The 19,751-nt window shown below is 71.6% G+C and carries 19 protein-coding genes and 1 pseudogene; 7 read left to right on the top strand and 13 right to left on the bottom strand.

Going from position 1 to position 19,751, the window contains the following annotated elements:
• Positions 1-83 precede the first annotated feature (83 nt).
• Complete coding sequence (locus ABZU69_RS23660) at positions 84-386, top strand: hypothetical protein (protein WP_354966508.1); 303 nt, start codon at positions 84-86, stop codon at positions 384-386.
• A 78-nt stretch (positions 387-464) separates the two neighbouring features.
• Here ABZU69_RS23660 and ABZU69_RS23655 read toward each other — a convergent pair whose 3' ends face one another.
• Positions 465-1,244: a class I SAM-dependent methyltransferase gene (locus ABZU69_RS23655; protein WP_354966507.1), complete on the bottom strand. Its 780-nt coding sequence runs from the start codon at positions 1,242-1,244 to the stop codon at positions 465-467.
• Between the two features lie 53 nt (positions 1,245-1,297).
• On the opposite strand from ABZU69_RS23655, the gene ABZU69_RS23650 reads away from it, so the two are divergent.
• Positions 1,298-1,687, top strand: coding sequence for a PPOX class F420-dependent oxidoreductase (locus ABZU69_RS23650; protein ID WP_354966506.1), 390 nt, complete (start codon positions 1,298-1,300; stop codon positions 1,685-1,687).
• Between the two features lie 70 nt (positions 1,688-1,757).
• Here ABZU69_RS23650 and ABZU69_RS23645 read toward each other — a convergent pair whose 3' ends face one another.
• Together ABZU69_RS23645 and ABZU69_RS23640 are read right to left on the bottom strand one after the other, a co-directional pair.
• Positions 1,758-1,967 (bottom strand): BldC family transcriptional regulator, encoded by a 210-nt coding sequence (locus ABZU69_RS23645; protein WP_007073996.1) that lies wholly within the window; start codon positions 1,965-1,967, stop codon positions 1,758-1,760.
• Positions 1,968-2,217: 250 nt separating this feature from the next.
• Complete coding sequence (locus tag ABZU69_RS23640) at positions 2,218-3,057, bottom strand: hypothetical protein (protein ID WP_354966505.1); 840 nt, start codon at positions 3,055-3,057, stop codon at positions 2,218-2,220.
• A 193-nt stretch (positions 3,058-3,250) separates the two neighbouring features.
• Between ABZU69_RS23640 and ABZU69_RS23635 the strand changes: the two genes are divergently transcribed.
• Complete coding sequence (locus tag ABZU69_RS23635; RefSeq protein ID WP_354966504.1) at positions 3,251-4,333, top strand: Glu/Leu/Phe/Val dehydrogenase dimerization domain-containing protein; 1,083 nt, start codon at positions 3,251-3,253, stop codon at positions 4,331-4,333.
• A 298-nt stretch (positions 4,334-4,631) separates the two neighbouring features.
• Positions 4,632-4,847: a DUF3073 domain-containing protein gene (locus tag ABZU69_RS23630; protein WP_074315844.1), complete on the top strand. Its 216-nt coding sequence runs from the start codon at positions 4,632-4,634 to the stop codon at positions 4,845-4,847.
• 143 nt (positions 4,848-4,990) lie between these two features.
• On the opposite strand, the gene amcA is transcribed toward ABZU69_RS23630, so the two are convergent.
• From amcA to ABZU69_RS23605, 5 genes are all read right to left on the bottom strand, one after another.
• Positions 4,991-5,227: a multiple cyclophane-containing RiPP AmcA gene (gene amcA, locus ABZU69_RS23625; RefSeq protein WP_354966503.1), complete on the bottom strand. Its 237-nt coding sequence runs from the start codon at positions 5,225-5,227 to the stop codon at positions 4,991-4,993.
• Complete coding sequence (amcB, locus tag ABZU69_RS23620) at positions 5,196-6,299, bottom strand: cyclophane-forming radical SAM peptide maturase AmcB (protein WP_354966577.1); 1,104 nt, start codon at positions 6,297-6,299, stop codon at positions 5,196-5,198. The genes amcA and amcB overlap by 32 nt, the downstream gene beginning before the upstream one ends.
• A 131-nt stretch (positions 6,300-6,430) precedes the next feature.
• The gene (purM, locus tag ABZU69_RS23615; protein WP_354966502.1) at positions 6,431-7,585 is read right to left on the bottom strand and encodes a phosphoribosylformylglycinamidine cyclo-ligase; all 1,155 of its coding nucleotides are present in this window, start codon (positions 7,583-7,585) and stop codon (positions 6,431-6,433) included.
• A 62-nt stretch (positions 7,586-7,647) separates the two neighbouring features.
• Positions 7,648-9,186 carry an amidophosphoribosyltransferase gene (purF, locus tag ABZU69_RS23610; protein WP_354966501.1) on the bottom strand — a complete coding sequence of 513 codons (1,539 nt, stop codon included), beginning with the start codon at positions 9,184-9,186 and terminating at the stop codon, positions 7,648-7,650.
• 167 nt (positions 9,187-9,353) lie between these two features.
• Positions 9,354-9,707: a sterol carrier family protein gene (locus ABZU69_RS23605; protein WP_354966500.1), complete on the bottom strand. Its 354-nt coding sequence runs from the start codon at positions 9,705-9,707 to the stop codon at positions 9,354-9,356.
• Positions 9,708-9,867: 160 nt separating this feature from the next.
• Here ABZU69_RS23605 and ABZU69_RS23600 point away from each other — a divergent pair, with 160 nt between their 5' ends.
• Positions 9,868-11,925, top strand: a complete 2,058-nt coding sequence (locus tag ABZU69_RS23600) for a hypothetical protein (protein ID WP_354966499.1) — start codon at positions 9,868-9,870, stop codon at positions 11,923-11,925.
• Between the two features lie 125 nt (positions 11,926-12,050).
• Here the strand turns inward: ABZU69_RS23600 and ABZU69_RS23595 are convergent, their stop codons facing one another.
• From ABZU69_RS23595 to purS, 4 genes are all read right to left on the bottom strand, one after another.
• A complete protein-coding gene (locus ABZU69_RS23595) occupies positions 12,051-12,806 on the bottom strand; it encodes a 2-phosphosulfolactate phosphatase (RefSeq protein ID WP_354966576.1) in 756 nt (251 codons plus the stop codon).
• A 4-nt stretch (positions 12,807-12,810) separates the two neighbouring features.
• Positions 12,811-15,528, bottom strand: coding sequence for a phosphoribosylformylglycinamidine synthase subunit PurL (purL, locus tag ABZU69_RS23590; protein WP_354966498.1), 2,718 nt, complete (start codon positions 15,526-15,528; stop codon positions 12,811-12,813).
• A gap of 106 nt (positions 15,529-15,634) precedes the next feature.
• Positions 15,635-16,318, bottom strand: a complete 684-nt coding sequence (gene purQ, locus ABZU69_RS23585) for a phosphoribosylformylglycinamidine synthase subunit PurQ (protein WP_354966497.1) — start codon at positions 16,316-16,318, stop codon at positions 15,635-15,637.
• Positions 16,315-16,578 carry a phosphoribosylformylglycinamidine synthase subunit PurS gene (gene purS / locus ABZU69_RS23580; RefSeq protein WP_030332194.1) on the bottom strand — a complete coding sequence of 88 codons (264 nt, stop codon included), beginning with the start codon at positions 16,576-16,578 and terminating at the stop codon, positions 16,315-16,317. Before purS ends, purQ begins: the two co-directional genes overlap by 4 nt.
• Before the next feature lie 354 nt (positions 16,579-16,932).
• Between purS and ABZU69_RS23575 the strand changes: the two are divergent.
• Both ABZU69_RS23575 and ABZU69_RS23570 read left to right on the top strand, forming a co-directional pair.
• A pseudogene (locus ABZU69_RS23575) lies at positions 16,933-17,615 on the top strand (trypsin-like serine protease).
• 24 nt (positions 17,616-17,639) lie between these two features.
• Positions 17,640-18,203: a YbjQ family protein gene (locus ABZU69_RS23570; RefSeq protein WP_354966496.1), complete on the top strand. Its 564-nt coding sequence runs from the start codon at positions 17,640-17,642 to the stop codon at positions 18,201-18,203.
• A 102-nt stretch (positions 18,204-18,305) separates the two neighbouring features.
• On the opposite strand, the gene purB is transcribed toward ABZU69_RS23570, so the two are convergent.
• Complete coding sequence (gene purB / locus ABZU69_RS23565; RefSeq protein ID WP_354966495.1) at positions 18,306-19,730, bottom strand: adenylosuccinate lyase; 1,425 nt, start codon at positions 19,728-19,730, stop codon at positions 18,306-18,308.
• Between the last annotated feature and the right edge of the window lie 21 nt (positions 19,731-19,751).

Raw genomic sequence — 19,751 nt, 5'->3', positions numbered from 1 at the left:
TCAGCACGTGGAGCCGGCCCATGCGTGGGGGAGCGTGGGATCGGGTACAGACGGCCCGTCAACCGAGGGAAGGACCAGTCGACATGAGCCAGGCACCGGAGAGCGTCACCGACCCGGGCAGCACCGACGGGGAGACCGTGGAGACCCGGGGAGACGAGCGGGTCGACCTGCTGCGCGCCGACACGAACAACGACGGCCAAACGGACGTGTGGGTGGTGGACACCGACGGCGACGGCAAGGCCGACCTGTTCCAGTTCGACACCGACGGTGACGGCAAGGTGGACATCACCATGGTCGACATCGACGAGGACGGTACCCCCGACGAGGTGGTCGATGGCGACGGCGGCCTCCCGCCCGAGCAGCTCCCCCCGACCGTCCAGGTCTGAGCCGTAAGGAAGGGCCCCTTGTTATCGCCTGGCGATAACAAGGGGCCCTTCCTAACACTGGGCGGGCGTGCCGGGCGGTCAGTTGGCGAGGCGCAGGGTGGCCAGGTAGTACGGGGCGTCCCGGTCGTCCACATCGGTCAGCCGCCAGGCGCTGCCCCGCACCAGCTCGGCGAACTCGTCGGCCGAGCAGACCAGGTAGTCGAACCACTCGGTGCCCAGCTCCCGGTAGCGCAGGCGGAGCCGGAGCTGGCCGCCGAGCCTGCCCCGGCGGCGGTTGCGCTCGTGGTAGCCGGTGTGCAGCGGGTCGCGGGTGCCGTACGGGTCGGTGCCGTGCGCGATGATCTGCGCCCCCGGCCGGGCCAGCGCGGCGAGAGCGGCCAGGAACTGCGGTGCCCGCTCCCGCCCCTCGAACAGCCCCAGGTTGTTGCCGAGGAGCAGGAACGTGTCGTACCGCTGGCCGTCGGCGACGTGCGTGTCCACGGTGCCGTGCACCAGCCGTTGGACCCCGCGGCGCCGGCTCACCGTCAGCGCACCCGCCGAGGTGTCCAGCCCGGTGACCGGTACGCCGCGCTCCTGCAGCAGCAGCGCGATCCGGCCGGCACCGGTGCCGATGTCCAGCGTCTCGCCCCGGACCCGGTCCACCGCCCGGTGGTCGTACGGCTGCCAGTCCGCTGGCCCGTCCAGGTAGTGCGCGGCCGGCGCACCGTTGATCAACCCGTCGTCCCGCTCGATGATCTCGATGACCGGCCGGGGCAGCCGCCCGCCGACCAGCGGTCGGGGGCCCACCCCGGTGGCCACGGCGAGCGTGTCCCGCAACAGTTCGCCGATCACGTCACCGACTTTAGGCTCCCCCGTCATGACGTCACGCTATCCGGCCACTCAGCGGCCCGCAGCGGCCGTATCCTGGCGGCGTGACCATGCTGGACCGGCTGTCGGTTGAGAAGTACATCCTGCTCACGACCTTCCGCAAGGACGGTCGGGCGGTGCCGACGCCCGTCTGGTCGGTCCGTGACGGCGAGACATTGGCGGTCTGGACCCGGGCCGACTCCGGCAAGGTCAAGCGGATCCGCCGCAACGGCGACGTGACCGTGGCGCCGTGCGACGTGCGGGGTCGGCCGCACGGGGCGGAGGTGACCGCCCACGCGACGATCTGCGACGGCGGCGACACCGGCCGGATACGCGACCTGCTCAAGCACAAGTACCGGCTGATCGGTCGACTGAGCCTGCTCGGCAGCCGGCTGCGCCGGGGTGAGGGTGGCACGGTCGGCATCCGGGTGACGCTGGCCGAGGAAAAGGGCTGAGGCCGGCCGGGCATGGAAAGGGGCGGTGGATCGCGATCCACCGCCCCTTTCCCGGAAAACTACTGCCGGCTCAGTCGCCCTGCCGCTGCTGCGGGATCTGGCCCTGCAACAGCGCCCTGACCTCCGACTCGCGGTATCGACGGTGACCACCCAGCGTGCGGATGGCGCTGAGCTTGCCAGCCTTGGCCCACCGGGTCACCGTCTTCGGGTCGACACGGAACATCGACGCCACCTCGGCCGGCGTGAGTAGCGGCTCTGGTTCGTGCGTTCGCGATGCCATCGGTCACTCCTCCACATGTATAGACATCGGCCGGGGTCCCGCCGGCCGACGCGTCTCCCATGGTCCGGCTAGTCCCCGATGTCCGACATGGGCCGAACGGATGAAGGTCCCTAGACGGACGGATGAACCATGCCCGATTTTTACGACTTTTACACGGAAGAAAGTACCTTATTCGGACTCATGATCACGGTTCGTGATGCGTCAACTACGAGCGCACCTCGCCTTGGGAGCGCTGTGCGGGTGATTTGCCTCAGTTGCACCGCTCCAGCAGCTGCACCGCGCGCCACCGTGCCACCAGCTTGTCGTACGCGGCGGACGCCTCGTCGGCCTCACCACGGGACAACCCGGCGAGACCGCCGGCGACCAGCTCAGGGGAATCGTCCGCGGCCAGCGTCTCATCGGAGAGCAGGTCGACCAGACCGCCGTAGTCCAGCTCCACCACCGAGCGCGGGTGGAACTCCTCCAGCCAGCGGGCCGCCTCCTCCACCGCCTCCGTGATCGGCGCCTCGCCCACCGACTTGCGCAGCACCGAGAGCGCCCGCGACGAACGGCGGCGGGCCTTGGATATCTCGGTGCGGTAGCGCAGCGCGCGGCGGCCCGGCTGGGTGACCAGGTCCCGCTCCGCAGGGTCGAAGAGCACGAACCAGCGCAGCGGCACGCCCCAGGTGGCGATCTGCTCGTGCACCCGGGGCACCCCGTGCTCCAGCACCCGGGCGCCGCTGCGCCAGTCGTCCACGACCGCTCTGGCCTGCCCGGCCAGCACCTGCGGCACGAAGGCGTCGGCGAGCACCGAGGGCACCCCGTCCCGGGCGCTGAGCGCCGCCTCGGCGACCCGGATCCGCAGGTTCCATGGGCAGACCAGCAGGCTGTCGTCCGTCTCCAGGACGTACGCCTCGTCCGGCGGGTCCGGCAACCGCGTCCAGCCCGCACCCAGTGCCTCGATCACCGCCGTCCGCTGCCGGCCGGGGCCCTCCACCGGGGCCACCGCCCGCCCCTCGGAGACGTAGCGACGCCAGTAACTCTGGCGGTCCCGGTCGAAGGCGGTCAGCGGTTCGTACACGCGCAGGTAAGAAGCGAAGAGCGACGGCACGGCGCGATCCTCCCACGAACCGCACCCCTACGCGGTCAGCGGCCGGACCACGCGCGCCGCAACGTGAGACGGCGGCGGCGCGTCGGGCGACGCCACGGCGGCCGATACTAGGCTCGACCACACCGGCAGCATCCCCGCCGGGGTCCACCAGGTCCGCGTCCCACAAGGGCGCACACCACTCCAGGAGCAAGCCATGGGCGTATTCGCGAGCACCGACGACCCGGTATCGACCGGTCACGAACAGATCGTGTTCTGCCAGGACAAGCAGAGCGGCCTGAAGGCGATCATCGGGATCTACTCCACCGCGCTGGGGCCGGCGCTGGGCGGCACCCGCTTCTACCCGTACGCCAACGAGGACGCGGCGCTCGCCGACGTGCTCGACCTGTCCCGCGGGATGGCGTACAAGAACGCTCTCGCCGGGCTTGACCTGGGCGGCGGCAAGGCGGTCATCTGGGGCGACCCCGAGCAGATCAAGAGCGAGGCGCTGCTGCGCGCCTACGGCCGCTTCGTGGAGTCGCTGGCCGGCCGCTACTACACCGCCTGCGACGTCGGCACGTACGTGGCGGACATGGACATCGTGGCCCGGGAGACCAGCTACGTGACCGGCCGCAGCGTGGAGCACGGCGGTGCGGGCGACTCCTCGATCCTGACCGCCTGGGGCGTCTTCCAGGGCATGCGGGCCGCCGCCGAGCACGTGTGGGGCACCCCGAGCCTGCACGGCCGCCGGGTGGGCGTGGCCGGCCTGGGCAAGGTCGGCAAGTACCTGACCGGGCACCTGCTGGAGGACGGCGCCGAGGTGGTGGCCACCGACGTCAACCCCAAGGCGCTGGAGTGGGCACGCACCAACCACCCGCAGATCACCCTGGTGGACGACGCCGCCGCGCTGGTCGCCGCCGACATCGACGTCTACGCCCCGTGCGCGCTGGGTGGCGCGCTGAACGACGAGACCGTGCCGGCGCTGCGGGCCAAGGTTGTCACCGGGGCCGCGAACAACCAGCTCGCCCACCCGGGCATCGAGAAGCTGCTCGCCGACCGGGGCATCCTGTACGCGCCGGACTACGTGGTCAACGCTGGCGGCGTGATCCAGGTGGCGGACGAGATCGAGGGCTTCAACTTCGACCGGGCGAAGCTGCGCGCCACCCGGATCTACGACACCACCCGTCAGATCCTGCACCTGGCCGATGCCGAGGGCGTGCCGCCGGCGGTGGCCGCGGACCGGCTGGCGGAGCGGCGGATGGCCGAGGTCGGCCGGCTGCGCACGATCCACCTGCGCTGAGCGTTCCCGGAGGCGGACCGACCGGATCCGCCTCCGGGCCCCGCGCCGGTCCGCGATCGGTAGGCTGGGGTCGGGTCAACTTCAGGGTGTTTGTCCGGTGTCACGGGTGCTCTCCGCTCCGCTCCTTACCAGGTACACTGGGTGACGGCCGGTTCGCCGCGACTCGCAGAGCCGGCTGACGGTAACCCGAGGTGCCGAACGATGGCATCCCCATGTACCGTAAGAGCCACGAGAGATGCCTGACGTCATCGGGGCCCGCCTTCGGGCTGCCCCGCATTCTGTGCGAGGGGGTCGAGCCATGGGGCGCGGCCGTGCTAAGGCCAAGCAGACGAAGGTGGCCCGGGAGTTGAAGTACCACTCCCCGAACACCGACCTCACCGCCTTGCAGCGTGAACTGGCGGGTGCTGGTAAGTCTGAGCACCACTTCGACGACGACTCTAAAGAGTTCGTCGACGACGATGATGAGGATCACGCGGACGACGACCCGGATCCCTGGATCCGTCCGACCCGCTGACCTCTCGACGTAGCTGAGCACGCGGTGACCCCCGCGTGCTCACGCATGTGCCCGTCGGGAGCGACACCGGTGCCGACGATCAGGGGCCTGTCCTGGCCGGAGACCACTCCGGCCGGCCGACAGGCCCCTGATCGCGGTCACCGTCAGCGCGGGCGGTTGTTCCAGTTGTAGAAGGTCGGGATGTTCTCGAAGTGGTTCCAGGCGCAGACGGCGCTGGTGCCGCCTCCGCCCGGCACCTCCGCCCGCAGCCGTCGCGCGTCCTCGGCCTCCTGCAGGAGCGCGACGAGCCCTGGGGCCGCGTCCCGCACCCGCTCGGCGACGCCGTCCGGAGCGTCATCCGCTCCGCGCTCAGGGCGCCGGTGACTGGTGGTCTCGGGCATGCTCCAACACTCCCTCCAATAGGCGGATCTTGCTGTTGCGGCAGTGCTCGGTCTCCGTGCCGTCGAACCGCCCCAACTCGAAGTAGCGGTTGGCGGCATGACCGCCGCCGCAGAACCCGAAGTACGAGCAGGAGGCCCGACACGCCTCCACCCCGGCCAGGAACTCGCCCACCCACGGGGTCGCCCCGGCGCCGGTGAGAATCTCGGCCAGCGGGGTGGTCAGCACGTTACCGCTGCTGAAGTCGCCGTAGCGGGGGTCGGTGAAGCCGGCGAGTTCCGGGGAGAGCACGGTCACCGAACCGTCGTGCCCGATGGTCGGGATCGGGTCCAACCGGCGGGGCAGCACCGCGTCCGCCGAGTCATCGAGCACCGCCGCCGCGTAGCGCAGTGACCACTCGATCTCGCGCAGGTGGATCCGCGGCTCCCGGCGCCAGACCGCCACCAGCTCCGCCCAGAACGCGGTCACCGCCGCCCGGTCGTGGCGGTTGTCCCGGGTGTTGACCCCCTCGGTCTCCTCGATGTTGATGCCCAGCACGTCACAGCCCAGGCCGAGGAAGTAGTCGTACAGCTCGGCGGCGAGCCCCGGCTCCGGCCGGGACACCACGGCCAGCGCGGAGAAGGGCAGGCCGTGTCGGCGCAACGCGTCCACCCCGCGCAGAATCCGGTCGTACGCGGGCTGACCACCCCGGTTGACCCGGTCGCCGTTGCGCTCCCGGGGCCCGTCAACGCTCACGCTCACCCGCACGTCATGCTCCGCGAAGAAGGCGCACCAGTCATCGTCGATCAGCGTGGCGTTGGTCTGCACGTGGTGCTCGACCTCTGGCCCGAACGGCGCGATCAGGTCGCCCAACCATTCCCGGCCGGCCGCCAGCGGCTCTCCGCCGTGCCAGACCACGGAGAAGCGGCCGGCCGCCGCCCACGGGTTGACCACCGCCGCCACCGCCTCGGCCACCGACACCGGCATCCGCCGGTCGGCGGCCCGGAAGGGCAGGTAGCAGTACGCGCAGTCGAGGTTGCAGAGGGTGGTGGGCTGCATGACGACGTACGACGGGACCGTGGCCAGGCCACGCATCCCGCTGAACGACCGTCCCCGAGCAGCCATCGCCCTCCTCCACCTAGCCTGAGGGGTGCCCTTCAGGCTAGGCGGCGTTGGCCACTCGGGTGAAGCCCTGATCAGGTGCCCGTACGATCACCAGAGCGTGATCAGCCGCGGGTGTGCTGGCCAACCATCTGCACCTTGCCGGTGCCCTCGATGATCTCGCCGGCCTGCCACGCCTCGACCCCACGGCCGGTCAGCGTGGCCAGCGCCCGGTCGGCGTCCTCGGCCGAGACGATCGCGAACATGCCGACACCCATGTTGAAGGTCGACTCCATCTCCGGGTCGTCGATCCGGCCCTTCGACTGGATCAGGTCGAAGACCGGCTGCGGCTTCCAGGTGGACCGGTTGACCACCGCGTCGACGTGCTCCGGCAGCACCCGGACCAGGTTGCCGGGGATGCCACCACCGGTGACGTGGGCCAGCGCCCGCACCTCGGCCTCGGCGATCAGCTTGAGGCAGTCCTTGGCGTAGATCTTGGTCGGGGTGAGCAGCTCCTCACCCAGGGTCCGCTGCCGGCCGAAGTCGTCGATCACGATGTCCAGCCGCATCCGGGCCGCGCCGAGCAGCACGTGACGGACCAGCGAGTAGCCGTTGGAGTGCAGGCCGGAGGAGCGCATGGCGATCACCACGTCACCCACCTCGACCCGATCCGGGCTGAGGATGTCGCTCTCCTCGACCACGCCGACGCCGGTCGCCGAGATGTCGTACTCGTCCGGGCGGAGCACACCCGGGTGCTCCGCGGTCTCCCCGCCCAGCAGCGCGCAGCCGGCGTACCGGCAGCCGTCGGCGATGCCCGCGCCGATCTCGGCGACCTTGTCCGGGACAACCTCGCCGGTGGCGATGTAGTCGAGCAGGAAGAGCGGCTCGGCACCGCAGGCCACCAGGTCGTCGACGACCATCGCGACCAGGTCGATGCCGACCGTGTCGTGGATGTCCATCTGTTGGGCGATCACCAGCTTGGTGCCCACACCGTCCGTGGAGGAGGCCAGGATCGGGTTCTTGTACTTCGTCGTGTCCAGACGGAACAGGCCCGCGAAGCCGCCGAGGTCGCCCAGTACCTCGGGGCGACGGGTCTGGCGCACCTTCGACTTGAGCAGTTCCACCGCGCGGTCGCCCGCGTCGATGGAGACACCGGCGTCGGCGTACGAGACCGAGCGTTTGCGCGCCTGACGGCTGGCGCCGGCCGTCCAGAGCTGGCGGTCGCCGCCGGCGCCGGTCGGGCTGCTTCCTGCGCCGCTGCGCTCGGACACGTGCGTCACGGTTCTCCCCTTTGTGGTTCTCGGTGCCGCGCCGGCGGTGGCCGGGCCGCGCCAGTTTGGTGCTACGGGCGGTTTGCGGTCACGCCACCTGGAGTGGCGACGAGCGGGCCGTCGGTGTGCGGGGCCTCCGGTGCCGAGTTGGCGACCCGTCGGCCCACCCCTTCGAGCACGTGCTTGCCGATCAGGTTGCCAGCCGGCAGCTCGATCGGGTACTCCCCATCGAAACACGCCCGACACAGCCGGGTCTTCGGCTGCTCGGTCGCGGCGATCAGGCCAGGAAGCGAAACGTAACCCAGCGTGTCGGCACCGATGGACCGCCGGATGCCGTCGTTGTCCAACCCGTTGGCCAGCAGCTCCGCCCGGGTGGCGAAGTCGATGCCGTAGAAGCACGGCCAGCTGACCGGCGGGGAGGAGATCCGGACGTGCACCTCCAGCGCCCCCGCCTCGCGCAGCATCCGCACGATGGCCCGCTGCGTGTTGCCGCGGACGATCGAGTCGTCGACGACCACCAGCCGCTTGCCCCGGACGTTCTCCCGCAGCGGGTTGAGCTTCAGCCGGATGCCGAGCTGGCGCAGGGTCTGCGACGGCTGGATGAAGGTGCGCCCCACGTACGGGTTCTTCATCAGGCCGGCGCCGTAGGTGATGCCGGACGCCTCGGCGTAGCCGATCGCGGCCGGGGTGCCGGACTCGGGCACCGGGATCACCAGGTCGGCCTCGACCGGGTGCTCCTTGGCCAACTGCCGGCCGATCTGCACCCGCGCCGCGTGCACGTTGCGCCCGGCGATCGTGGCGTCCGGGCGGGCGATGTAGACGTACTCGAAGAGGCAGCCCTTCGGCTCCGGCGACGCGAACCGGGTCGAGCGCAGCCCGTCCTCGTCGATCGCGATCAGCTCGCCCGGCTCGACCTCGCGCACCACGCTGGCGCCGACGATGTCCAGCGCGGCGGTCTCGCTGGCCACCACCCAGCCGCGCTCCAACCGGCCGAGCACCAGCGGGCGTACGCCGTGCGGGTCGCGGGCCGCGTAGAGCGTCGTCTCGTCCATGAAGACGAAGCTGAACGCGCCCCGCAGCTGCGGCAGCACCTCCAGCGCGGCCGCCTCGACCGACAGGTCCGGACGGCTGGCCAGCAGCATGGTCACCAGCGAGGTGTCGTTCGTCGAGCCGTCCGCGACGAGGCCGCGCTCGGCGACCTCCTTCTCAAGCTCGGTGGTGTTGACCAGGTTGCCGTTGTGGGCCAGGGCGATGGTCGTGCCGGAACTCGTCGACCGGATCGTCGGCTGGGCGTTTTCCCAGTTCGAGGCGCCGGTCGTGGAGTAGCGGGCGTGCCCGATCGCCAGGTGGCCGCGCAGGCTGGCCAGGGTGGGCTCGTCGAAGACCTGGGCCACCAGGCCGAGGTCCTTGTAGACCACCACGCCGGAGCCGTCGCTCACCGCGATGCCCGCCGCCTCCTGGCCGCGGTGCTGCAGCGCGTAGAGACCGAAGTAGGTCAGGTTGGCGACCTCTTCACCGGGGGCCCAGACGCCGAAGACGCCGCAGGCATCCTGGGGGCCGGGTCGTTGGGGGTCAAGGTCGTGGCTCAGCCGGCCGTCGCCTCGGGGCACTACCGCTCCCTCATGCTGGTCTGGACCGGCTTGGCGGGGATCACGGGTGGATCCACACTCCTCTGCCGGGACCACTGTCGTCGCCTGACAGTGTACGCGAATCGCCGTCAATACAGAAAGTCACGATTTCCCTGCCGAGCGTCACGGAGAGCTGGACATCCGGGCAGCTAGAGGGGCAGATATGCCGAGAGGTCCGCCCGGACTCCGCTCACCTGGATGCGACCCTCGGTGACCGCCTCGACCCAACCAATTCGCCCGGTGGCCAGCGCCAGCCAGGTGTCCGGGGCCATCTCGACCACGTTTGGCGGGTTTCCCCTGGTGTGTCGAGGGCCAGGAACGCACTGGATCGCACCGTATGGTGGGACGCGCACCTCCACCGATCGGCCGGGGGCGCGCTCCGCGAGGCCGGCCAACAACGACCGGACCGCCTCCCGGACTACCGGCCTTTCGGGCGTACGCCCCTCGTCGAGCGCCGACAATACCGCCGCAACGGCGGCGGACTTTCTGTACGGAGAGGACACGACGGGACGATACGACCCGCGGGCAGAGTGCCCGACGTTGGCCCTGGGTCGCGCCGATCCAGTCAGACAAGGCATAGTTGCCGACGGCGTATTCGTACCGTGATAATCCCCGGCCCGGCGCCCCGCCGGTCAAGGGAAGTCAGTCCGGAAGGCGGTGGACGTGTCAACACACCGACGTGCCTGGAAGCAGCGGGCCGGTGTGGTCGTAGCGCTGGTTGCCGGCGCTCTGCTCGCCGTCCCCGCCACACCAGCCCTGGCCGCAAGTGTCGACGTATCACCTGGGTCGGTCACCGTGAGCGCCGGCAGCGACGCCACGATCACCGTGCGCGTCACTCCCGATGACAGCGACCGTAACGCGAAGATCAGCCTCTCCGGGCTACCGTCGGGCGTCAGCTGCGCCAGCGGGTGCGGCGACGTCGATTTCCCCGGCCTTGGCAATCCCCAAGCGAAGTCGGTGCTGGTCAGGATCGCGGCCAACGACAACGCGGGCGACGCGACCGCCACCGTCACGGTGGCCGTCGAGGCCGACTCCGGCCCGGACACCAAGACCTTCTCGCTGACCGTCAAGGGCAAGGCCGCGCCACCACCGCCGCAGGCGCAGACCGTGAAGTCGGTCTCCGGCAAGGTGATCGTGCAGGCCAACGGCGACGCCGTGCCGAACGCCGTGGTGATGCTCCTGGACAGCGCGGGCAAGCGCCACGACACCACCAGCGACGGCAGCGGTAACTTCCGCTTCACCGGCACCACCGGCAACCCGATCGCGCCCGGCAGACTCGAGCTGGGCGCCAGCTTCGACAACGTCCTCGGCCGGAAGACCATCAACGCGGGCGCCGGGCAGTCCGTCACCGGCCAGCGGGTCAGCCTGGCCCTCAAGGTCGAGGTGACCCCGAGCCCCACCCCGTCCGCCAGCGCCGAGGCCACCCCCACCGAGGAACCGGTCGAGGAGGGCACCGAGGAGGAGGCCACCGAGGAGGCCAGCGCGGGCGCCCCGGCGAACGCCTCCAACGAGGAGGACGGCGGCGGCCTCAGCTCGTACCTGATCATCCTGCTCGGCGGTCTGCTCGTCGCCGCTGGTGTCGGCACGATCGTGCTGCTCTGGATGAAGCGCAAGGAGAACGGCGACGAGGACGACGACCCTGCCGGTGCCGGCGCCGTGCCGGCGGCCCGGGGCGGGTTCCGCGGGGCCGACGACCAGACGCGGGTGGTCAACCGCCCGCTCGGCGCACCGGACCCGACGATGGTCGGCGGTGCGGGGCTGAGCGAGGCGCCGACGATGATGCACCGCCCGGTGGTCGACGACGTCCCACCGGACCCGTACGGCGCGCCGGCGCAGCCGTACGGCGCGGCGGGCCAGCAGAGCTGGGGCGGCACCGGCTACGGCGACGAGCCGGCACCCGGCGGGTACGGCGCGGGCGGCTACGGCAACGCCTCCGCCTCGGGTGGCGGCTACGGCACGGCGGCAACTCCCGAGGGTGGCTACGGCGCAGCCGGTGACGGCTACGGTGCGGGCGCAGCTGGCGACGGCTACGGCGCTGGCGCGGCTGGCGACGGCTACGGCGCGCCCGGCTCCGGTGCGGGCTATGGCGGCGCACCGTCCTCCGGCGGCGGCTACGGCGGCACGCCGTCCTCCGACGGCGGCTACGGGAGCCGCGACTACACGGCCCCGGCCGGTGCGGCCGGCTATCCGCCGGCTCCCGCTGGCGGTGCGGGCTACGGCGAGCGTTTCGACGAGCCGACCGGCCGGTACACCGGCGACAGCACGCAGTACCCGGCTCCGGCCGACCCGTACGCCACCGGCGTCTACCAGCCGGAGCAGGGCCAGGGGTACGGCCAGTCCGACCCCGCCCCGTACGGCGGTCGGGCGGCAGAGCCGACCGGTGGCTACGGCCAGCAGGCCGGCGGGTACGACCAGGGTGGCTACGGTCAGCAGCCCGCTGGCGGGTACGACCAGGGCGGCTACGGCCAGGAGCCCCCGGCCCAGCGCGGCGGCGGCTACGACGACCGCGGCTACGACCAGAGCGGCTACGGCCAACAGGCCGCTGGCGGGTACGACCAGGGCGGCTACGGCCAGGAGCCCCCGGCCCAGCGCGGCGGCGGCTACGACGACCGCGGCTACGACCAGGGCGGCTACGGTCAGCAGTCCGGCCGGGCTCGGCCGGCGGACAGCCCGCCGCCGACTGAGCGGGGGGGTCGACGCCTCGACTGGCTGGACGACTGACCCGGCACGCACTGCCTACGGCACAGCGAAACGGCCGCCCGGAGATCCGGGCGGCCGTTTCGCTGTCGGAAGGTTCACTCGTGGACAGTGAGGTCGGGGTGTAACGGCAGGCCGACGCCCGGCGGTCAGGCGGCGGAGAACACGCCCTGGCGGAGCACCGGAACGACGTCCGACACGCCGACCTGGACGGCGACGTCGACGTCCTCGGCGAAGCCACCCTCGGTCAGCTCCCGGCCCGAGACGCTACCTCTCACCGCGGCGGGCACGTCCGGAGTGCTCGCCAGGGCGGCGAGCGCCATGGCCGCCTCCACGGAGAGCCCACCCGGCACGCCGGAGAGGCCGTCGAGCACGCTGGCCGCGCCGAGCTGGTCCTCCACCGACGGGCGCAGCGAACCGTCCGGCCACCGCTCCCCCGACGCGATCACGCCGATCGGGGCGTCCGTCGTGCCGTACCCCTGGCGGCGCAGCCAACGCCCGACGGCCCCGGCGTTGCGCAGGCACGCCGCGACCACCGGCAGCCCGGTGGCGCTGGCGGCGGCGCTGATCGCGGAGCCGTTCGGCGAGGGCAGCACCAAATCCGCCACCACCGGCGCGGTGCTCAGCGCGGCGGGCGAGAGCGACCACGGATGCTCCGCTGTCACCCGCCGACGGCCCACCGCGGCCACCGCGCCGACCCGCAGCGCGTACTCGGCGGCCTGCTCACCCCACGGGAACGGGTGCACCCGCATGCCCCGGCCGACCGCCACCTCCACCGAGGTGGTGAACGAGAGCACGTCCACCACCACCAGCGCGGCGCAGACCCGACCCAGCTCCGCCGCCCCGGTCAGCCCCCAGTCGAACCGGGCACCGGAGCCGGGTTGGCCGTAGACGGCGGCCGCCAACGCCTCAGCGCTCGTCAGGCGACGGCTCGGTGACACCGGAGTCAGCCTCGGACGACTCACCGGGCCCGGCGGGCTCGGTGTGCTCGACCGGGCTCTCGGCAGCCTCGGCGACCGGCTCGACGGCACCGGCCTGCGGAACCGGGCCGGCCGACGCGATCGGCTCGGAGACCACCGCCGCCACATCAACGGGCTCGGCAGCAACCAGCTCGGCCTGCGCGACCGGCAGCGGCACGGCCTCGACCGCCCCCGCCACGCCAGCAGCCGGTGCGGGCACCTCGACGGCGGCGGCGCCGCCGAAGAGGCGCGGCAACGTCTCGGTGTGCGCGGCGCGCAGCTCGTCCAGCCCGATCCGGAACTGGCCGTGCACCTCCAGCGCGCCGCCGGCCGGGTCGGTGACGCCGATCAGCTCGAACGGCACCCAGCGCTCGGCGCAGAGCGCCGCGAACGCCTTGTCGTGGCCGCGCGGCACCGACACCAGCGCCCGTGCGGCCGACTCGCTGAACAGGTACACGAACGGCATCGAGCCGCCGGCGAAGTGCTCCGGCACCGCGATCCGAGCGCCGACGCCGCGGCGCAGGCAGGCCTCGACCAGGCTCTGGGCGAGGCCACCGTCGGAGAGGTCGTGCGCCGAGGTGAGGTGACCCACCCGGGCGGCCTCGGCCAGCAGGTCGGCCAGCGCCTTCTCGCGGGCCAGGTCGACCTGTGGCGGGATGCCGCCGAGGTGCTCGTGCGTCACCCAGGCCCACTCCGAGCCGGAGAGCTCCACGTTGGTCTCACCGAGCAGGTAGAGCTGGTCGTGGTCGCCACCGGCGCGCGGGACGAAGCCCATCGGGACCCGGTCGGCGACGTTGTCCAGCACGCCCAGCACGCCGACCACCGGGGTCGGGTGGATGGCCGCCGCGCCGGTCTGGTTGTAGAAGCTGACGTTGCCGCCGGTGACCGGGATGCCCAGCTCCAGGCAGCCGTCCGCCAGACCGCGTACAGCCTCGGCGAACTGCCACATCACGCCCGGGTCCTCCGGGGAGCCGAAGTTGAGGCAGTTGGTCACGGCGATCGGCTTCGCGCCGGTCACCGCCACGTTCCGGTACGCCTCGGCCAGCGCCAGCTTGGTGCCGTTGTACGGGTCGAGCCGGGCGTACCGGCCGTTGCCGTCCACGGACAGCGCCACGCCGAGCCCGGTCCGCTCGTCGATCCGGATCACGCCGCCGTCCTCCGGCTGGGCGAGCACGGTGTTGCCCAGCACGTAGCGGTCGTACTGCTCGGTGACCCAGGTCTTGTCGGCCAGGTTGGGCGACGCGATCATGCGCAGCACGGTCTCCCGCAGCGCCTCCGGGTCGGCCGGGCGGGGAAGCGTCTCGGCCCGGTCGGCCTGGAGCAGGATCAGGTCGGCCGGCTCACGCATCGGCCGCGCGTAGACCGGACCGTCGTCGACCAGCGAGCCCGGCGGCACGTCGACCACCAGGTGGTCCTGCCAGGTGATCAGCAACCGACCCGGGCTGCCGTCCGGCTCCGGCGCGGTGACCTCGCCGATGGCGGTGGCCAGCACGCCCCACTTCTCGGCAGTCTTGAGCACCGCGTCGAGCTTGTCCGGCTCGACGACCAACAGCATGCGCTCCTGGGACTCGCTGGCCAGGATCTCGTGCGGGTCCATCGACGGCTCACGCAGCGGCACGCGCTCCAGCCAGACCCGCATGCCGGTGCCGGCCGCGGCGGCGGTCTCGGTTAGCGCGCAGGTCAGCCCGGCGCCGCCGAGGTCCTGGATGCCGACCACCAACTGGCCGTCGTACAGCTCCAGGCAGGCCTCGATCAGCAGCTTCTCGGTGAACGGGTCGCCGACCTGCACGGCGGGGCGGCGCTGCTCGCTGCCCTCGTCGAAGGTGGCGCTGGCCAGCACCGAAACACCGCCGATGCCGTCCCGGCCGGTCTTGGCGCCCATCAGCACGACCACGTTGCCGGGGCCGGCGGCGGCCTTGTTCTGCAACCGGTCGACCGGCAGCACACCCAGGCAGAGGGCGTTGAGCAACGGGTTGCCCTGGTAGGAGGGGTCGAAGACCAGCTCGCCACCGATGTTGGGCAGGCCGAGGCAGTTGCCGTAGCCGCCCACGCCGGCGACCACGCCGGTGAGGACCCGGGCGGTGTCCGGGTGGTCCGCGGCGCCGAAGCGCAGCGGGTCCATCACCGCGACCGGGCGGGCGCCCATGGCGAGGATGTCCCGGACGATGCCGCCGACACCGGTCGCCGCACCCTGGTACGGCTCGACGAAGCTCGGGTGGTTGTGCGACTCGACCTTGAAGGTCACCGCCAGCTCGTCGGAGACCTGCACCACGCCGGCGTTCTCGCCGATGCCGGCGAGCAGCCGGTCGCTGTGCGGGGCCTTCTCACCGAATTGGCGCAGGTGCACCTTGCTCGACTTGTAGGAGCAGTGCTCGCTCCACATGATCGAGTACATCGCCAGCTCGGACTGGGTGGGCCGACGGCCGAGGATCTGCCGGATGCGGTCGTACTCGTCGTCACGGAGCCCCAGCTCGGTGTACGGCTGGAGCTCTCCCGGGGTGCCACCGGCGCGCGGCACGGTGTCCACGCCCTCGGTCCAGTCGACGGCGGCCGGCTGGGCGGGAGCGGTCGCCGGGGCGGCGGGCTGCGCCGGGCTCGGCTCGGTCGGCTGCGCCGGGGCGGAGTACGCCTCCGGTGTGTCCCGTACCGGGTCCGGATGGGTGGTCATGACCTCTCCTCGCTGCGCTCGTGCCCGCCCGACCGGCGGTTGAGCTGACCGATGATCGTGCCGCCGGTCACCGCCCCACACTTCGTTCGCGGTTCACTCCTCGCGCTCACGCCGGCGCCCCCACCAGGTGCTTGAGGACCGAGGTGAAGAAGCCGAGGCCGTCCAGCGAGGGGCCGGTGAGCGCCTCCACCGCGTGCTCGGGGTGCGGCATGATGCCGACCACGTTGCCGGCGGCGTTGGTGATCGCGGCGATGTCACGCTGCGACCCGTTCGGGTTGCCGCCGACGTAGCGGGCGACCAACCGACCCTCGGCCTCGAGCTGATCCAGCGTGGCGGTGTCGGCGACGTAGCAGCCCTCGCCGTTCTTCACCGGGACGAGCACCTCCTGGCCGGGCTGGAACGCGTTGGTCCACGCGGTGCCGGCCGACTCGATGCGCAGGATCTGGTCCCGGTTGCGGAAGTGCAGGTGCTGGTTGCGGGTGAGCGCCCCGGGCAGCAGGTGCGCCTCGCAGAGGATCTGGAAGCCGTTGCAGATGCCGAGCACCGGCAGACCGCCCTGGGCGGCGTCCACGATCGTCTCCATCACCGGAGCGAACCGGGCGATGGCGCCGCAGCGCAGGTAGTCGCCGTAGGAGAAGCCGCCGGGCAGCACGACCGCGTCCACCCCGTGCAGGTCCGGGTCACCGTGCCAGAGCCGGACCGGCTCGGCCCCGGCGATCCGGACGGCTCGGGCCGCGTCCCCGTCGTCGAGCGAGCCGGGGAAGGTGACCACACCGACCCGGGCGGTCACGAGCGGGCGTCCGCGGTCTCGTCGGCCTCGACCAGGCGGACGGTGAAGTCCTCGATGACCGGGTTGGCGAGCAGTTTGTCGGCGATCTCCCGAGCTCGGTCCAGGTCCGGTTCACCGGTGAACTCGATCTCGATCCGCCTGCCGATCCGAACCGAGGCGACGTCGCTGACGCCGAGCCGGGGCAGCGCGTTTGCGACGGCCTGGCCCTGCGGATCGAGGATCTCGGGCTTGAGCATGACGTCGACGACGACGCGAGGCACTGGGCACTCCTGACTGTGTACGCAGTTGGGTGCCGACCCACAACGGGCGAGCGCAGCCAGCGTACCTGGCAGATACCGCCGCGGCCGCACCGGCCGGCTGCAGTTCAGGCAGTGCTCGGCACAACCGGCGGCCGGGACGGGCCGCCACGCGGGACACGCGGCCTCACCAGGGCATATACGGCGCTGAGGGTGGCCGAACCGTTACATTGGTTAACCTCGATCGAATTCTTGAAAACAGTCGCCGGGGGCTCTACTGTATCGACATCGTTCGATGTCAGCGACGGCGGGGACCCCCGCTGTCGCCCTCCCGCACCCGGCGACCCCGGGGTCCGCCCCGCCCAAGGAGTCCACCCGATACGCATCCGTCCCCTGCTCGCCCTGCTCGGCATCGCGCTCGCCGGCGTCCTCGGCGCCGCGTCCGGCGCGACCGCCGCCCCGGCCGGCCCGCAACCCATCATCGGCGGCGGCACCGTCTCGTCCGCCCCCTGGGCCGCCGCCGTGATGAGCAACGGCTCGTTCACCTCCTCCGGCAGCGTCATCGCCCCGCAGTGGGTGCTCACCGCCCGGCACTGCATCAGCGGCACCATGTCGGTCCGGGTCGGCAGCGTCTACCGCTCCTCGGGCGGGGTCACCCGTACCGTCAGCGCCACCTACACCCGCAACGACCTGGCCCTCATGCGCCTCTCCAGCGCGGTCAGCACCTCGGCGGTGAGCCTGGCCAGCAGCAACCCGCCGATCAACTCGACCAACTCGATCTACGGCTGGGGCATGACCTGCTACAGCGGTTGCTCGGCGTCCAGCCAGCTCAAGACCGCCACCGTCCGGGTGACCAGCAACAGCGCCACCGACGCGTACGGCGGCCAGGCGATCCGCAGCAGCAGGATCAACGGCAACGCCTGGCGGGGCGACTCGGGCGGCCCGCAGTTCTACAACGCCAGCAGGTCGGGGTGGCCTCGACGGCCGACGGCTCCAGCATCCAGAACTACGGCAGTGTCGCGTACAACCGGGCCTGGATCACCTCGGTGGCCGGTGTCTGACGGTTAGCGCCCCACGCGGCGTGGATGGCAGGCCCTGCGCCGGCCGTCCGCGCCGCGTCGTTTTGCAGCATCCGATCAGGTGAACAATGCGCACGATCGGGTCACGCCGCTCCTGACAGCATCGGAATCGTGCTGGTCGTGACGACGGAGCAACTGCCCGGCTACGAGATCCGCCAGATTCTCGGTGAGGTGGTGTCATCGATGGCCAGGACGCGCAACCCGTACCGCGAGGGGGTCAAGAACCTGCGCGGCGGCGCGTACGACCCGATGGCCCCGGACAACCTGACCCGCTGGCGCACCGACTCGGTGGCCCGGCTCGGCGAGGAGGCCCTGCGGCTCGGCGCCAACGCGGTGATCGGCATGCGGTTCGACAGCCGGGACTGCGGCGAGATGTGGATGGAGATCTGCGCGTACGGCACTGCGGTGATCGTCGCACCCGTCATGCCGGACGTCATGCCCGCCGACCAGCCCGCCATCGCTGCGGAGACCGCGCAGCAGCCAGCAGTCGTGGAGGCACCGGGCGGCATCGCCGAACCAGCCAGCGCCCCCAACCTCCGCACCGCGCCCGAAACCCCCACCGGCGATTGACCCAACCGCCCCGGCCCAGCCCGGTAATCATGAAGTTAGTGCCCTTCGCCTCGGCGTGTCGGGGCAATAACTTCATGATCAACCAGTGAAGGGTCCAGGGGGTTAGAGGATGGGGGGCGGGGAGTAGGTGGCGGCTTCGGGGTGGGCCGTGACCACCTCGGTGATGCGGCGGGTTACCGCTGCCACCTGGGCGGAGGCGGCGCCGACGAAGGCGGTGCGGTCGGCGACCAGGGTGTCGACGTCGGCGCGGGACAGGTTGAGTCGGCCGTCCGCCGCGAGCCGGTCGAACAGGTCGTTCTCCGGCGAGCCCTTCTCGCGCATGGCCAGCGCCACCGCGACCGCGTGCTCCTTGATCACCTCGTGCGCGACCTCCCGGCCGACGCCGCGTCGGACCGCCGCCACCAGGATCTTCGTGGTGGCCAGGAAGGGCAGGAACCGCTCCAGCTCCCGGTTGATCACGGCGGGGTACGCGCCGAACTCGTCGAGCACGGTGAGGAAGGTCTGGAACAGCCCGTCGGCGGCGAAGAAAGCGTCCGGCAGGGCGACCCGGCGGACCACCGAGCAGGACACGTCCCCCTCGTTCCACTGGTCACCGGCCAGCTCGCCGACCATCGACAGGTAGCCCCGGATGATCACGGCGAAGCCGTTGACCCGCTCGGACGAGCGGGTGTTCATCTTGTGCGGCATCGCGCTGGAGCCGACCTGACCCGGCTTGAAGCCCTCGGTGACCAGCTCCTGGCCGACCATCAGCCGGATCGTGGTGGCCAGCGACGACGGCGCGGCGGCGGTCTGCGCCAGCGCGGCCAGCACGTCGAAGTCCAGCGATCGTGGGTAGACCTGCCCGACGCTGTCCAGCACCCGGGAGAAGCCCAGATGCTCGGCGACCCGGCGCTCCAGCTCGGCCACCTTGTCGGCGTCGCCGTCGAAGAGGTCGAGCTGGTCGGCGGCTGTGCCGACCGGCCCCTTGATCCCGCGCAGCGGGTAGCGGGCGATCAGTTCCTCCAGCCGCTCGTACGCGATGAGCAGCTCCTCTGCCGCCGACGCGAAGCGCTTGCCCAGCGTGGTGGCCTGCGCCGCCACGTTGTGTGAACGGCCGGTCATCACCAGCTCGGTGTGCTCGTGGGCGAGCCAGGCGAGCCGGGCCAGGGTGGCCACCACACGATCCCGGATCAGCTCCAGCGAGGCGCGCACCTGGAGCTGCTCGACGTTCTCGGTGAGGTCCCGGGAGGTCATCCCCTTGTGCACGTGCTCGAACCCGGCGAGCGCGCTGAACTCCTCGATCCGTGCCTTCACGTCGTGCCGGGTGACCCGCTCCCGCTCCGCGATGGAGGCGAGGTCCACCTGGTCGAGCACCCGCTCGTACGCCTCGACCACGCCGTCCGGCACGGCCACACCGAGATCGCGCTGCGCGCGGAGCACGGCCAGCCAGAGCCGCCGCTCCATCCGGACCTTCTCCTCCGGTGACCAGAGGGCGACCAACTCGGGCGAGGCGTACCGGTTGGCGAGCACGTTGGGGATCGTCGTCACGTACCTCATTGTCCCGCACGT

The organism is Micromonospora sp. NPDC005206 (assembly GCF_040608175.1).
Classification (GTDB): domain Bacteria; phylum Actinomycetota; class Actinomycetes; order Mycobacteriales; family Micromonosporaceae; genus Micromonospora.
The sequence above is the reverse complement of the archived record's forward strand: the minus strand, read 5'-3'. Positions and strand labels throughout refer to the sequence as shown.

Bases quoted from the DNA above. Each gene is read 5' to 3' on its own strand.
- ABZU69_RS23655 (WP_354966507.1), bottom strand. From the start codon at position 1,244: ATGACGGGGGAGCCTAAAGTCGGTGACGTGATCGGCGAACTGTTGCGG.
- ABZU69_RS23645 (WP_007073996.1), bottom strand. From the start codon at position 1,967: ATGGCATCGCGAACGCACGAACCAGAGCCGCTACTCACGCCGGCCGAG.
- ABZU69_RS23630 (WP_074315844.1), top strand. From the start codon at position 4,632: ATGGGGCGCGGCCGTGCTAAGGCCAAGCAGACGAAGGTGGCCCGGGAG.
- ABZU69_RS23660 (WP_354966508.1), top strand. From the start codon at position 84: ATGAGCCAGGCACCGGAGAGCGTCACCGACCCGGGCAGCACCGACGGG.
- ABZU69_RS23635 (WP_354966504.1), top strand. From the start codon at position 3,251: ATGGGCGTATTCGCGAGCACCGACGACCCGGTATCGACCGGTCACGAA.
- ABZU69_RS23570 (WP_354966496.1), top strand. From the start codon at position 17,640: ATGGCAGGCCCTGCGCCGGCCGTCCGCGCCGCGTCGTTTTGCAGCATC.
- amcA (WP_354966503.1), bottom strand. From the start codon at position 5,227: ATGCCCGAGACCACCAGTCACCGGCGCCCTGAGCGCGGAGCGGATGAC.
- amcB (WP_354966577.1), bottom strand. From the start codon at position 6,299: ATGCGTGGCCTGGCCACGGTCCCGTCGTACGTCGTCATGCAGCCCACC.
- purL (WP_354966498.1), bottom strand. From the start codon at position 15,528: ATGACCACCCATCCGGACCCGGTACGGGACACACCGGAGGCGTACTCC.